Consider the following 12940-nt stretch of genomic DNA (forward strand, 5'->3'; position numbering starts at 1 on the left):
GAGCAAGCTCCCTCGCCACAGGTTCGGCGATCAATCCTGCGGATCGAGGTTATCCAGCACGCGATTCACCGCCAGTTCCGCCAGCATGATGATCTGTGCGATCGCCAGCGCCGTGTTGCGCTGGCTGCCTTCCAGAAACGTAGCAAAGTCATTGGTCATCACACTCGCCGAGGCCAGTGATTCGCAGGCGTGCGCCAACAGCGTTTCGTTATTGATGTCTGGAGCGATGAAGAACATCGGGCTGGGACAGCGCGGAGGGTTGGGAGTGGGTTTGAACATGGCAATACTCCTAGAGTAGTGGAGCTGCCACGATTCGCTGCTAGACGAAAACAGGGTGGCAGCTGTACGCGGGCTAGCAGACCAGGACTCTAGAACCCGGTAGACCCGAAGGTCTTCCCGCGCACGGCCGCCATAACGTGAACTGGCGGGCAGATCACGATGGGTGGACGTCATGCGTCTAAAGTATCCAGGCTGCTAGACCCGATCGCTGAATTTGCAGCGATACGGAACAATAGAGTCCGGATACCAAGCACACAAGTCGGCGGATTCTGGCGTAGCTGTAGGCAAATAGGCAAGAAAACCAACTTCGCAGAAACGATCTGAAATCCATTGCCTACAGACTTTTCCCACGCGCTTGATGTCGACCGCTGCCAGGCTCACTATGATTTCCCGACGCCTTGATTCGCTGACGGAGTAGCAATATGGATCACACACTGAAAATTCTCGGTAAAGCCTCGTCGATCAACGTCCGCAAGGTGCTGTGGACCTGCGAGGAACTGGGGCTGTCCTTTGAGCGCGAGGATTGGGGCAGCGGTTTTGCCTCGACCCACAGCCCCGAGTTCCTCAGGTTCAACCCGAACGCCCAGGTTCCGGTGATCATCGATGAAGCCGGGGTGTTGTGGGAGTCCAATACCATTTGCCGCTACCTGGCCGGCAAGCACCAACACCACCATGAATTACTGCCCGGCGAACCGGCCGCCCGCGCCCGGGTGGAGCAGTGGATGGACTGGCAGGCCACTGATCTCAATTCATCCTGGAGCTACGCGTTCATGGCGCTGGTGCGCAAGGACCCGGAATACCAGGACGCCCATCGCATCGAAGTCGGCGTGCGTGGCTGGAACCAGAAAATGGCCATCCTCGAACATCAACTCGCGACCACCAAAGCCTATGTCGCTGGCGCGCGGTTTACCCTGGCCGATATTGTCATCGGCCTGTCGATCAACCGCTGGTTGATGACGCCGATGGAACGCCCCGATTACCCGGCCATCGATGAGTATTTCAAACGTCTGGCGCAACGCCCCGGCTTCCTCAAGCATTGCTGCAACGGCTTGCCTTGAGCACGCGATCTGGGCGGTAGGGCTCTGCCGCCCAGCGGCAAGGCCTTACCGCAAACACGTTTACCCGCTGCAAGAAAAATACATAACGCACTGATTTATTTAGCTTTAAATGTTCAGGCACAGACTTTGCTCAGCGCACCTCACCACAAACACCTACAAGGTCTCTCCTTATGTTGGTCAGTGCAAAGTCAAATCTGGTCACACCACTCCCCAAACGTCCTGGTGAAGATCCAACCGCTGAAGCCGCCGCCGGTCTGCAAAGCGTCATGACTCAAGCCCTGCAAAACAACGTGCAGGCACAAACCGCGCAAACCGACACGCAGGTTCAGGAATCAGCGACCCAGATCGCGACGCAACAGGTCAGCGAGGCCGCCAAAGTGAGCGACAACGTCGATGAGGCGTTCGCCAAGACCCGGGTGAATCTGCAAGCGGTCTACGCGCCACTGCCGGATGACGTCAAAGACCGTTTCAAGGGCGGTTCGGCTACGGATGAGTTCAAGGACTACATGAGCAAAACGCCGGAGCAGCGCCTGCGTGATGCGATCCTTCAGGAGATGGGGCTGACTCAAGAGGAGGTAGACGCCATGCCCCCGGAGAAACAGCAAGCGATCGGTGAAGAGATCGCCCAGCGCATGGAAGACAAGAGGAAGATGGCCCAGGCCGAGGAAGCCAACGAACGTAACCACGACAAGCCGGGCGCCGAGGCCGTGGACAAACTCATCGCTACGCTTTAAGGCATTGCACGAGATAAAGAAGGGTCCCTCTACCGGGACTCTTCTTTATTTGTTGCTCTTAATTCAACTGCAAGGTCGAGTTGAATTGACTGATCGCATCCACCACGTGTCGCGACCCTTGCTGAATTTCCAGGATCACCTCCCCCGCCTCGTTCGCCAATTCCACACCGAGCCCCGTTCGACTCAAGCTCGACTGCATGCTCGACACGGCACTCAATGACAAATCGTGGTTCTTGCGCACCACGTCGACAATCTCCAGCGTCGCCTGACTGGTGCGGGCGGCAAGGCTGCGCACTTCATCGGCCACGACCGCAAAACCCCGCCCATGCTCGCCGGCGCGGGCGGCTTCGATGGCGGCATTGAGCGCCAGCAAATTAGTCTGATCGGCAATGCCACGGATGGTCTGCACGATAGTGCCGATGATGTCCGACTGTTTGCTCACCGCGTCGATACTCAGCGCGGCCTGATTCAGATCCCGGGAAATGTCCTGGATGATCTGCACCGTTTGCTGCACCACCTCGGAACCTTTGCGTGCGCAGGCGTCGTTTTGCACGGAAGTGCTATGGGCCGATTCAGCAGCGGTTTGCAGCGTGGTCATCTGGTGGGTGATGTCGCTGGCGAACTTCACCACCTTGTACAACCGCCCTTTGGTGTCGAACAACGGGTTGTAGGACGCTTCGAGATAAATCGTCTGACCCTGCTTGTTCTTGCGCTCGAATCGGTGCGAGTGATATTCGCCGCGATTCAGCGAAGCCCAGAACGCCTTGTAACTTGCCGATTCGGCTTCGGCCCGGTGACAGAACAGACTGTGATGCTGCCCGATCACTTCGTTGAGCGAGTACTGCATGGTTTTCAGGAAGTTTTCATTGGCGGTGATCACTCGCCCGTCGGGGGTGAACTCGATCACCGCCATGGAGCGACTGATAGCTGCCAGCATGCTCTCGTTTTCGTGTTCCTTGTTGACTCTGGCCGTAATGTCGGTGGCGACCTTGATCACGCTTTTGACTTGCCGATCGGGGCCAAACACCGGCATGTAACTGGCTTCGAGCCAGATTTCCTTGCCGTTCTTGTTCAGGCGCAAAAAGGTGCCGCTGACCGGCTCGCCACGGGCCAGATCACGCCACAACTTGGCGTACTCCTCGCTACGGTAAAACGCCTCTTCGCAAAACACCCGATGGTGCTTGCCGCGAACTTCTTCTGCGCTGTAACCCATGACGCCGCAAAAGTTTTCATTGGCGTCGAGGACGATACCCTCCGGGGTGAATTCAATCATCGCCATCGAACGACTGACGGCTGCCAACTTGGCATTGGCCTCGGTCAGTGCGCAACTGAAACGCTCGATCTCCAGCAGGTCAGCCTTGTGATGTAGGTTGAACATGGTCTTATCACCCTATTGCTTGCGCGGTCTTTTGAATTATTGAAAGTTGCTGGTCTTTCAAATCCACCACTACGTTCCACAGAACAGGCACACGCGCCCCTCCAAAAGAGGAAGGACCAGTCAGGTGATTAATGATGTTCAATCGGAGGGTCCCTGGCGCGACACTCTCATCAAGACATCCTTCTCTTGATAACCCGCAGGCGGGTCAACCCTAACGTGCTCTTAACGAAATTCCCTTTCCACAACAGCTCCATTGAATGCATCGGTGCCTTGGATTGCGCACTCTGGGAGTCACCGCGTCGTTGCGGTCGACATGGTTAGTTACACGAGAGCATAGACAGACGAGTGAGGCTTGCAAGGCCACTAGTCGGCCAGCATTGGGTACAAAATCGGTTCAGCGTCAGGCGAAGACCTGGGAGGGAGCGATGACAGGCAAGGCTTGATCAGCGGGGGCGAATGGGCGTGAGTCTTGGGATTGATTGCGAGCAGGCTCGCTCCTGAAGGAGATCTGCGGTGATCAACATTTTTGTGAACACCGGGAGACACTGTAGGAGCGAGCCTGCTCGCGATGGCTATCTACACGTCACCCCGAAACTACAAACTGGCACTCACTTTCGTAGCCACCTCACCCGGCACCCAACCCTTCCAAACCTGCGGCTGTTCACGCAAAAACGCTTCGGCGACTTCACGGGGTTTCTGGCGTTTTTCACTCATCTGCCCCAGCGTCTGGTTGAGCAGATCAATCGGCAAGTCGACTTTTTCGAAAAACGCCACCAGGTCGGGATACTGCGCCTTGAACGGTGCCGATACGCCAATGGCCAGGCTGGCCGGCATCGAGCTAGTACCTATGGGGTTTGGGTTACTGGCGTCGGCCAGGGTTTTCCAGGCTTGGGCATCGAACGGCGGTTCTTCGAGTTTCACCAGTTTGAAGCGACCTAACAGCGGCGTTGGCGACCAGTAATAGAACAACACCGGTTTGCCTCGACGAATCGACGACGCCACTTCGGCATCCAGCGCCGCGCCGGAACCGGTGCGGAAATTGACGAAACTTTCGCTCAGGCCGTAAGCCTTGAGCTTCTGGCTGTTGACGATCTCCGAGGTCCAGCCCGTAGGGCTGTTGAGGAAGCGGCCACGCCTTGGGTCTTCCGGATCGCGGAACACATCTTTGTACTTGGCCAGGTCTGCCACCGACTTCAGCTCCGGCGCCAGGGGTTTGATGCCGCGTTCCGGGTCGCCCTTGATCACATACTCCGGCACCCACCAGCCTTCGGTGGCTCCCTTGACGGTGTCGCCCAGGCCGAACACTTTACCTTCCGCGGCAGCCTTGACCCACGCGGGGCTGCGTCCGGCCCATTCTTCGCCGATCACCTGGATGTCATTCTTCGCCAACGCGGCTTCAAGGCTGACGGTGCTGCCCGGCAGCGTGTCTGTCGGGTAGCCATAACCTTTCTCGACGATCAGCCGCAAGATCTCGGTGATCAGGCTGCCGCTTTCCCAGGTGATGTCGCCAAAATGGATAGGTGCCGGTTTTTCCGTCGCAGGGGCCTGGGTGGCAAACAGGCTCAGGGCCAGCAGCGAACTGCCGAGCAGGGTTTTGATCGATCTCATGCGGACCTCTTGTTTGGCAGGGGGCGGTTCAGGGATTGATTGGCGCTGTGGCGGATGCACAGAGCCTCGGAGCGAGTCATGTAGACGCTGACCGAACGCAGGGAAATGCCCAGCTCGGCAGCGATTTGCGGGTAGGTCAGACCGTCGACCCGCGACAACAGAAAGGTCGCCCGAACGTTGTCGGGCAGACGCGACAGTGTGCGGTCAAGGCTTTGCAGGGCCTGGGTCGATTGCGCCAGTTCTTCAGGTGAAGGCGATAACGGCGGATCCAGCTGCAATATATGGTCGACATGCTGGCGCTCCAGGTCGCGCCGGCGCCAGAGTTGATAGATCAGGCGTCGCGTAATGGTGGTCAGCAAGGCACGCGGTTCGCGGATGGCAAGCGGCTTTGGGGCTTCGAGCAATTGCACAAAGGCTTCGGCGGCGATGTCTTCGCAACCGCAACCCACGTGCTGGCGCAACCGTGCACAAAGCCAAGGGTAATGCGTGCGGAACAGTCTGCTTATTACGTAATGATGGGAACGGTCGATGCCGGACATAGAGGCTCCAAGGTCTAGGGGGTCACTGGATGTCCGGTCATCCGGTGAGGTGATCCTAGCAATGGGCCTTATTCATTAACAATACTAAAAATGCATTTTTATATTGCTGAAAAGAATATTAACGCAGTTGCCCGTATCCCAATGTTTCAGCTTCGCGTTGATAATCGAGTATCACTTGATAGTCACCTTCACTGGCCGGCAACACTTCTCGCAAGCCAAGGACTTCAGCTACCTGCGGCAACTCGCCGAGGGCCTGATTCATCACGTGTCGAATCTTTTCCGCTTGCCCGGCGCAAAGGCTTGCTGCGGTGATGTAGGGCAAGGTCGGGCTGAAAGCGCTGCGAGCTACGACCCGCAAGCCAGCCACTTGCGCTTCGGCGTGACGGGCGAGAAAAGCGAAGGTCACACTGTCGATGGCCGCCAGATCAGCACGGTTCTGCTGTAACCAGCGCAAGCTTTCGCGATGACTGCCGCTGGTACCGACCGAGGCAAAAAACTGCCCGTCCCGATGCAGCGGCGCCAGACGATGACGCAACAGGTTCATGCCGCTGTTGGAGTCTTCGCCATTGATCACCCCACGGCTGCCAAGAAATTCCGGCAAGGTTCGTCGTCGATCGTCGGCGCGGCTCAACAACAGGCTGCAATGGTGGCCGCCGCTACTGTCCGGCAGCTCGTAACGCGGACGTCCCAGCACCCTGACCTTGCCACGCAAAGCCGTCATCAGCGGATAGCCGCAGGTTTGTGTCAACAGCAGTTGCGGGGATAGCCACAGGTCCATCAAGGACAGACTTTCGGCGCTGCGGCGAGTGACGCCCAGGTGTTCGACGATACGTGCCAGCCACTGTTCGTTGACTTGTTGAACAGGCTCAGGAGCAACGTACATCAGTAATTCAGCAATCTGTTGAGTCATCAAAATCCTCCATACAACGAAGATCCCAAACGAGCCTGCTCGCGATGGCTATGTCACATTCAACACATCTGTTGATTGGCCCAACGCTATCGCGAGCAGGCTCGCTCCTACAGGGTACAGAAGTGGCCTTACGTCAGTGAAACGGATGCAGCGGACTGTCGATCGCCCTCACCCCATGCTCACGCCAAAAATGGCCATAGCCCTGCACCAGAAACCCGCCGCTGCGCGCCAGCCATTGCTCGCGACGCATGCGGTAGGCGCGGGGCAAGTCATACCAGGGCAGTCCCGGCAAATCGTGGTGCACCAAATGCAGATTGAGGTTGAGGAACAGCCAGCGCCACGGCCAGGCCGCTTCATTGAGTACGGTGCGTTGCTCCGGTGCCGCATGCGGGCGGTGTTCATAGTAGGAGCGAATCATCGCAATCGACAGCGCCGGCACGCTGACCAGCAACAGGTAATGCCAGATCGGCAGCACGCTGAAGTGGGCGATAAACAGCAACATCAACAAGGTCACGGCGCCATGGCTGAGCCACATCAACCAGGCTTGGCGATCGCCCTTTTTCAAGCGTTTCAGTTCATCCCGGGCCAGACCCAGCAGGGCAACTGGCGCTCCGAGCAGAAAGCGGCCGAGCATGGTTTTATTCAGCCAGTGCAGGCTTTTTTTCAACCAGGAGCTGCCTTGCCACTGCTCGGCACTCAGGTAACGGCTTTCCGGATCGCGACCGGGGATGGTCAGGTCTTCATCGCGGTGATGCAGCAAATGGCTGTCGCGATACAAGGTGTAGGGATACCAGACGGCGAACGGCGCGTAGCCAAGGATTTTATTCAACAGCGGCCAGCGCGTCGGATGACCGTGAAGCAGTTCGTGCTGCACCGACAGCCACAACACCACCACGGGAATCAGCAACCCGGTACTCAACCACAAGCCCAGGGAGTGACTGGCCATCACGAGGGCGAACCACGCGCTGTAGACGCCAATCAACAGCAACCAGGTCGGCCACTCGGTGCGGGCGGTCAGGCGTTGGCGTAGCGTTTCGATTTCTTTTCGGTGGGCAGTATCGAAGTAATGAGGCATGGCGTTGCTCGGATCGGGGACCAATCCTCTTCTGTGCAACGACGCCTGGATTTCCTGCAGATTATTTTCAAACTGATCGCTCCCGCATTGCGCGGGAGCGAACGATCAGCGCAGGCTCAATGCCCGAACACATTGACCTTTTTGGCTTTTTTGTCGGCGCGTTTTTCAATAGCGGTTTTCGCCGGCTTTTTCTTGTCCGCTTTCTTTGAATCCATACCTTTGGACATGATGCGTACTCCACTCACAGGGGATGTGAGATCAGGTATACACCTATCTTTGCAGGTGCGTTCTTTTATAATCGCCCGCTTCGCGTACCGACAGTCCGAGACCATGCCCGACACCCGTTTCAGCCGACTCGATGAGCCGCTTTGGCCATTGATGAACAAGTTCTACCGCGCCCATCAATCGTCGATGAAAGCGGTTCGAGAGGCGCAATTGTGGGTGGCCCGGCGCGACGAAATCGTCGGGGCGTTGTGTTTGCGTCCGGTTTCCGGCGGGCATTGGTTGACCGGTTTATTTGTCGATCCGGCGTGTCGCGGGCAAGGCATCGCCGCAGCGTTGATCAGCGCGGCGGTAAAGGAGTGCGAACTGCCGGTATGGCTGTTCTGTCATCCCGACCTGCGTGGTTTTTATGAGCGCTGCGGTTTTACCTTTGACCCGCCAATGCCCTACGCGATGGTCGAGCGACTGAGCCGCTATGCGCGCAGCAAACCGATGATTGCCATGGGCCTGGCACCGGCGATCAGGGCTCGTTGCGCGTAAACGGTGGATCAATCGTCGGCGTTGGGATCGAGGTCCGGAAACATCACTTCGGTGAAGCCGAACTTGCTGAAATCGCTGATGCGCGACGGGTAGAGCCGGCCGATCAGGTGATCGCACTCATGCTGCACCACCCGCGCGTGGAACCCGGATGCAATGCGCACGATCGGCTCTCCCTTGGGGTCGAAACCTTCATAGCGGATCTGCTGGTAGCGATCCACCGCGCCACGCAAGCCGGGCACTGACAGGCAACCTTCGAAGCCCTCTTCCATCAGCGGGCTCAATGGCGTGATCAACGGGTTGATCAGTATCGTTTGCGGCACCGCCTCGGCGTCCGGGTAACGTTCGCTGTGCTCGAAACCGAAGATCACCAGTTGCAGGTCAACACCAATTTGCGGTGCAGCCAGGCCGACGCCACCCACGCTCTCCATGGTCTGGAACATGTCATCGATCAGTTGCCACAATTCGGGGCTGTCGAACATTTCGGCGGGCACCGGCGGAGCAATGCGCAGCAGGCGCTCATCACCCATTTTCAGGATTTCACGAATCATGGTCAGGTTTCGTCAATGGTCGGTTTGGGTTGTGAATGATCGCGGCCAAGTCCCGATACGTGCTGTTTTTCATGGACAGGGCCCTTCTCGCCGGCAACTTTCTCGCCAGGGTCCTTGCCCTCGCGGGACATGTGCTCGATCACCGCATTCATCTCCGCGCCGAGCAGCAACACCGCCGCGGAAATGTAGAAGTACAGCAACAGCACGATGATCGCACCGATACTGCCATACATGGCGTTGTAGTTGGCGAACTCCTTGACGTACAAACCGAAGCCCAGCGACGCAATGATCCACACCACCACGGCCAGCACCGAGCCGGGGGTGATGAAGCGAAATTCCTGTTTGACGTCAGGCATGACGTAATAGATCAGCGCCACCGCGACCATCAACAGGATCACGATCACCGGCCAACGCGCGATGGTCCACAGGGTGACGATGAAGTACTCGAGGCCCACTTGCGAGGCGATCCAGCTCATCACTTGCGGCCCGAGTACCATCAGTGCGGCGGCGATCAGCAGCATGCCGGCGATGCCGACGGTGTAGATGATCGACAGGGGAAAACGCTTCCACGCCGGGCGACCTTCAACGACATCGTACGCCGCGTTCATCGCACTCATCATCAGCCGCACACCGGCTGAGGCGGTCCACAGCGCAATCACGATACCCACCGACAGCAATCCGCCCTTGGACTGCTGAAGCTGGTCGATGACCGGGTTCACCTGTTCCAGGGCCTGGGGCGGCAGCACCAGCTCCGATTGCAGGCGCAGCCAGGAAAAGAAATCCGGCAGGTGCAGGAAACCGATCAGGGCAATCAGGAACAGAATGAAGGGGAACAGCGAAAACAGCATTTGATAGGCCAGTGCCGAGGCATAGGTCGACATCTCATCGTCGACGAACTCGGTGACCGTGCGCACCATCACACGGTGGATGGGCAGACCTTTCATGTCCGGGAAAATCATTAGCGTCTCCATTCGCCGCAATCAGGATGGGATGTAGTCATGGCGACTCAGGGGCCGTTTTCTTAGATCAAAGTAGCCTACCTGGCGACTTTGAAACAATTTCCTCAATCAAGTTCAGGCTGACACAAAAACGGCCATCTGTGGATGGCCGTTCGAGGCTTGTTCAAAGGCCGGATCAAGCCTTGTCGACACCTTTTTTCACGGCATCCTTGGCCTTGCCGACGGCTTGTTGAGCTTCGCCTTTCTTTTCCTGCACCACGCCTTCGGCGCGCATCTTGTCATTACCGGTGGCCTTGCCGACGCCTTGCTTGACGTTGCCGGCGGCTTCGTTGGCCATGCCTTTCACTTTATCGCTTGTGCTGCCCATGATGAATCTCCTGCGTGCGTTTCATTGGGAGGAAAGTGGTTACACAAGGTTGACCGAGGGCATTCGCGCGGAGTTTCATTTATTTTCCGCGCGACATTTCATCGTTCCATGCAGGTTGGGCTTTATGTTTGCCCGGCAACCCCCGAGAATGCGCAACGTATCGGCGCGTGGCGCTGAAGATCCAATACCGCAGGAATGTTATGAAACTCGATAAAAAGCAGGCCATTGCCCGCAGAAACCAGGAACTTGGTGGTGCTGTGCTTGGCGTCAACAACTGCCACTTCACCGAACTGAACCGCAACCGCAACATCTGGTGGTTCGATATTCCGGTGGCACGCCTGGCCGTGGGTCAGTACGAGTGGATTCACCTGCTGATGCACACCCCGGACACCGACGAACTGCTGCATTTGAAAGTGCCGACGGTGTTTTTGCGCGAGAAGCTCGAAGGCCTGGTGGTGCGCAATCAGGGCAAGCGCAAAGCGGCCCTGAGCCTGGAACTGAGTGCCGACAAGGACTCGTATCTGCAGGACATGCGTCCGGCAGGTACCAACGTCAACTTCGCACCGTTCCGCCAATAACTCCTGCCGCTTGCGGAGTAAAGGACTCCCGCGACAGAAAAGTTTTGCAAAGAAGAATCCAGCACCAACAAAAAGCCCCGCATTTGCAGTAATGCTGTTCAGTCAAGGAACATTACCCTGTGGCGAGGGAGCTTGCTCCCGCTGGGGCGCGAAGCGGCCTTGAAAAGGCACTGCTGCGCAGCGCAGCGGGAGCAAGCTCCCTCGCCACAGGATGCTAACGTTCTCTTCAGTGAACAGCATCACCGCATTTGCGGGGCTTTTTGGTTTACGCGGCGTTCTTCGCCTTGAGCTTTTTCAGCTCCTCATCGCGCAGTTCCCGGCGCAGGATCTTGCCAACGTTGGTGGTCGGCAACGCGTCGCGGAACTCCACCGAACGCGGAACCTTGTAGCCAGTGACGTTGGCGCGCATGTGCTCCATCACCTGTTCCTTGGTCAGGGTCACGCCCGGTTTGGCGACGATGAAAATCTTGATCGCCTCACCCGACTTCTCGTCCGGCACGCCGATGGCCGCGCATTGCAGCACGCCCGGCAAAGTTGTCAGCACGTCTTCCAGTTCGTTCGGGTACACATTGAAACCGGACACCAAAATCATGTCTTTCTTGCGATCGACAATGCGCATGTAGCCGTCGGGCTGGATCAGTGCGATGTCACCGGTCTTCAACCAGCCTTCGCTGTCGAGGATTTCGTCGGTGGCTTCCTGGCGCTGCCAGTAGCCTTTCATGACCTGTGGGCCTTTTACGCACAGTTCGCCAATTTCGCCCATTGGCTGCTCGACACCGGCATCGTCGACGATTTTGCACAGGGTCGACGGTACCGGAATGCCGATGGTGCCGATCTGGATATTCTGGATCGGGTTGACCGTGGCCACCGGGCTGGTTTCGGTCATGCCGTAGCCTTCGCAGATGGCGCAACCGGTGACCGCTTTCCAGCGCTCGGCTGCCGCCAGTTGCAGCGCCATGCCGCCGGACAGGGTGACTTTCAGCGCGGAGAAGTCCAGCTTGCGGAAACCTTCGTTATTGCACAGGGCCACGAACAGAGTGTTGAGGCCAACAAAGCCGCTGAACTTCCACTTCGACAGTTCCTTGACCATCGCCGGCAAGTCGCGCGGGTTGCTGATCAGGATGTTGTGGTTGCCGATCAGCATCATCGCCATGCAATGAAAGGTGAAGGCATAAATGTGGTACAGCGGCAGCGGCGTGATCAGGATCTCGCAACCTTCGTTGAGGTTGGACCCCATCAGCGCCTTGCACTGCAGCATGTTCGCCACCAGGTTGCGGTGGGTCAGCATCGCGCCCTTGGCCACGCCGGTAGTGCCACCGGTGTATTGCAGCACCGCGACATCGCTGTTGGCCGGGTTCGCTTCCGCCACTGGCTGGCCCTGGCCCTTGCTCAGCACGTCGTTGAACTTGACGGCTTTTGGCAAGTGATAGGCCGGCACCATCTTCTTCACGTACTTGATGACGCTGTTGATCAGCAGGCGCTTGAGCGGCGGCAACAGGTCGGCGACTTCGGTGACGATGACGTGCTTGACGCCAGTCTTGGGCACCACGATTTGCGCCAGGTGCGCCATGTTGGCCAGGCAGACCAGGGCCTTGGCACCGGAGTCGTTGAACTGGTGTTCCATTTCCCGTGCGGTGTACAACGGGTTGGTGTTGACCACGATCAGCCCGGCGCGGATGGCACCGAAGACGGCCACGGGGTACTGCAGGACGTTGGGCAGTTGCACGGCGATTCGATCGCCCGGCTGCAAATCGGTATGCTGTTGCAGATACGCGGCAAAGGCACCGGACAATTCGTACAGTTCACCGTAGGTGATTGTCTTGCCCAGGTTGCTGAATGCCGGCTTGTTGGCGAAGCGTTGGCAGGATTGCTTCAACACTGCCTGAATATTCGGATACTCGTCTGGATTGATGTCGGCAGCAATCCCAGCTGGGTACTTATCCTTCCAAAAGTCTTCGATCATGGAAGCCCACTCCTCAGCAACGCGAATTCAGCACCGCATTTGATGCGATTATTATTGGTGTTTGGTCATTGGTGAATCTGGCTGACAGAAGGCCGAGAAGTCACAAAGCGCGCCGAGAGTAGCAGCTTTGCCAAGGGTCGACTAGAGCCAAAAGCGGCCTCTACGGTCACAAATGTGACTCA

General features: G+C 57.6%; 14 protein-coding genes. 4 read left to right on the plus strand and 10 right to left on the minus strand.

What is annotated here, in order from left to right:
* Nucleotides 1-30 precede the first annotated feature (30 nt).
* Nucleotides 31-279, minus strand: coding sequence for a DUF6124 family protein (locus tag D8U69_RS28810; protein WP_056852597.1), 249 nt, complete (start codon nucleotides 277-279; stop codon nucleotides 31-33).
* A gap of 422 nt (nucleotides 280-701) precedes the next feature.
* On the opposite strand from D8U69_RS28810, the gene D8U69_RS28815 reads away from it, so the two are divergent.
* Together D8U69_RS28815 and D8U69_RS28820 are read left to right on the plus strand one after the other, a co-directional pair.
* Nucleotides 702-1337, plus strand: a complete 636-nt coding sequence (locus D8U69_RS28815) for a glutathione S-transferase (protein ID WP_130908625.1) — start codon at nucleotides 702-704, stop codon at nucleotides 1335-1337.
* Between the two features lie 170 nt (nucleotides 1338-1507).
* Nucleotides 1508-2071 carry a hypothetical protein gene (locus D8U69_RS28820; RefSeq protein WP_130908626.1) on the plus strand — a complete coding sequence of 188 codons (564 nt, stop codon included), beginning with the start codon at nucleotides 1508-1510 and terminating at the stop codon, nucleotides 2069-2071.
* A gap of 58 nt (nucleotides 2072-2129) precedes the next feature.
* On the opposite strand, the gene D8U69_RS28825 is transcribed toward D8U69_RS28820, so the two are convergent.
* The 5 genes from D8U69_RS28825 to D8U69_RS28845 all read right to left on the minus strand — a co-directional run bounded on the left by D8U69_RS28825 (nucleotide 2130) and on the right by D8U69_RS28845 (nucleotide 7581).
* On the minus strand, nucleotides 2130-3449 hold the full coding sequence (locus D8U69_RS28825) for a PAS domain-containing methyl-accepting chemotaxis protein (RefSeq protein WP_130905875.1): 1320 nt from the start codon (nucleotides 3447-3449) through the stop codon (nucleotides 2130-2132).
* A 594-nt stretch (nucleotides 3450-4043) separates the two neighbouring features.
* The gene (locus D8U69_RS28830; RefSeq protein ID WP_130908627.1) at nucleotides 4044-5057 is read right to left on the minus strand and encodes an ABC transporter substrate-binding protein; all 1014 of its coding nucleotides are present in this window, start codon (nucleotides 5055-5057) and stop codon (nucleotides 4044-4046) included.
* Nucleotides 5054-5596, minus strand: a complete 543-nt coding sequence (locus D8U69_RS28835) for a sigma-70 family RNA polymerase sigma factor (protein ID WP_130908628.1) — start codon at nucleotides 5594-5596, stop codon at nucleotides 5054-5056. The genes D8U69_RS28830 and D8U69_RS28835 overlap by 4 nt, the downstream gene beginning before the upstream one ends.
* Before the next feature lie 118 nt (nucleotides 5597-5714).
* On the minus strand, nucleotides 5715-6506 hold the full coding sequence (locus D8U69_RS28840; RefSeq protein WP_130908629.1) for a PhnD/SsuA/transferrin family substrate-binding protein: 792 nt from the start codon (nucleotides 6504-6506) through the stop codon (nucleotides 5715-5717).
* A 133-nt stretch (nucleotides 6507-6639) separates the two neighbouring features.
* Nucleotides 6640-7581, minus strand: a complete 942-nt coding sequence (locus D8U69_RS28845; protein ID WP_130908630.1) for a fatty acid desaturase — start codon at nucleotides 7579-7581, stop codon at nucleotides 6640-6642.
* A gap of 330 nt (nucleotides 7582-7911) precedes the next feature.
* On the opposite strand from D8U69_RS28845, the gene D8U69_RS28850 reads away from it, so the two are divergent.
* Complete coding sequence (locus D8U69_RS28850; protein WP_130908631.1) at nucleotides 7912-8343, plus strand: GNAT family N-acetyltransferase; 432 nt, start codon at nucleotides 7912-7914, stop codon at nucleotides 8341-8343.
* 8 nt (nucleotides 8344-8351) lie between these two features.
* Here the strand turns inward: D8U69_RS28850 and def are convergent, their stop codons facing one another.
* The 3 genes from def to D8U69_RS28865 form a co-directional block, all read right to left on the minus strand.
* Nucleotides 8352-8891, minus strand: a complete 540-nt coding sequence (gene def / locus D8U69_RS28855) for a peptide deformylase (protein ID WP_056852606.1) — start codon at nucleotides 8889-8891, stop codon at nucleotides 8352-8354.
* Nucleotides 8892-8893: 2 nt separating this feature from the next.
* Entirely contained in the window at nucleotides 8894-9850 is a 957-nt protein-coding gene (locus D8U69_RS28860; protein WP_056852607.1) for a YihY/virulence factor BrkB family protein, read from the minus strand.
* A 175-nt stretch (nucleotides 9851-10025) separates the two neighbouring features.
* On the minus strand, nucleotides 10026-10217 hold the full coding sequence (locus D8U69_RS28865) for a CsbD family protein (RefSeq protein ID WP_056852608.1): 192 nt from the start codon (nucleotides 10215-10217) through the stop codon (nucleotides 10026-10028).
* Between the two features lie 200 nt (nucleotides 10218-10417).
* Here D8U69_RS28865 and D8U69_RS28870 point away from each other — a divergent pair, with 200 nt between their 5' ends.
* Entirely contained in the window at nucleotides 10418-10795 is a 378-nt protein-coding gene (locus D8U69_RS28870) for a hypothetical protein (RefSeq protein ID WP_007990351.1), read from the plus strand.
* A gap of 265 nt (nucleotides 10796-11060) precedes the next feature.
* Here D8U69_RS28870 and fadD1 read toward each other — a convergent pair whose 3' ends face one another.
* Nucleotides 11061-12758, minus strand: coding sequence for a long-chain-fatty-acid--CoA ligase FadD1 (gene fadD1, locus D8U69_RS28875; protein ID WP_130908632.1), 1698 nt, complete (start codon nucleotides 12756-12758; stop codon nucleotides 11061-11063).
* Nucleotides 12759-12940 lie beyond the last annotated feature (182 nt).

Source organism: Pseudomonas sp. Sample_16 (assembly GCF_004307665.1).
Classification (GTDB): Bacteria; Pseudomonadota; Gammaproteobacteria; order Pseudomonadales; family Pseudomonadaceae; genus Aquipseudomonas.

Coding starts and splice junctions, on each gene's coding strand:
- D8U69_RS28820 (WP_130908626.1), top strand. CDS start 1,508: ATGTTGGTCAGTGCAAAGTCAAATCTGGTCACACCACTCCCCAAACGT.
- def (WP_056852606.1), bottom strand. CDS start 8,891: ATGATTCGTGAAATCCTGAAAATGGGTGATGAGCGCCTGCTGCGCATT.
- D8U69_RS28865 (WP_056852608.1), bottom strand. CDS start 10,217: ATGGGCAGCACAAGCGATAAAGTGAAAGGCATGGCCAACGAAGCCGCC.
- fadD1 (WP_130908632.1), bottom strand. CDS start 12,758: ATGATCGAAGACTTTTGGAAGGATAAGTACCCAGCTGGGATTGCTGCC.
- D8U69_RS28830 (WP_130908627.1), bottom strand. CDS start 5,057: ATGAGATCGATCAAAACCCTGCTCGGCAGTTCGCTGCTGGCCCTGAGC.
- D8U69_RS28815 (WP_130908625.1), top strand. CDS start 702: ATGGATCACACACTGAAAATTCTCGGTAAAGCCTCGTCGATCAACGTC.
- D8U69_RS28835 (WP_130908628.1), bottom strand. CDS start 5,596: ATGTCCGGCATCGACCGTTCCCATCATTACGTAATAAGCAGACTGTTC.
- D8U69_RS28860 (WP_056852607.1), bottom strand. CDS start 9,850: ATGATTTTCCCGGACATGAAAGGTCTGCCCATCCACCGTGTGATGGTG.
- D8U69_RS28850 (WP_130908631.1), top strand. CDS start 7,912: ATGCCCGACACCCGTTTCAGCCGACTCGATGAGCCGCTTTGGCCATTG.
- D8U69_RS28825 (WP_130905875.1), bottom strand. CDS start 3,449: ATGTTCAACCTACATCACAAGGCTGACCTGCTGGAGATCGAGCGTTTC.
- D8U69_RS28840 (WP_130908629.1), bottom strand. CDS start 6,506: ATGACTCAACAGATTGCTGAATTACTGATGTACGTTGCTCCTGAGCCT.
- D8U69_RS28845 (WP_130908630.1), bottom strand. CDS start 7,581: ATGCCTCATTACTTCGATACTGCCCACCGAAAAGAAATCGAAACGCTA.
- D8U69_RS28810 (WP_056852597.1), bottom strand. CDS start 279: ATGTTCAAACCCACTCCCAACCCTCCGCGCTGTCCCAGCCCGATGTTC.
- D8U69_RS28870 (WP_007990351.1), top strand. CDS start 10,418: ATGAAACTCGATAAAAAGCAGGCCATTGCCCGCAGAAACCAGGAACTT.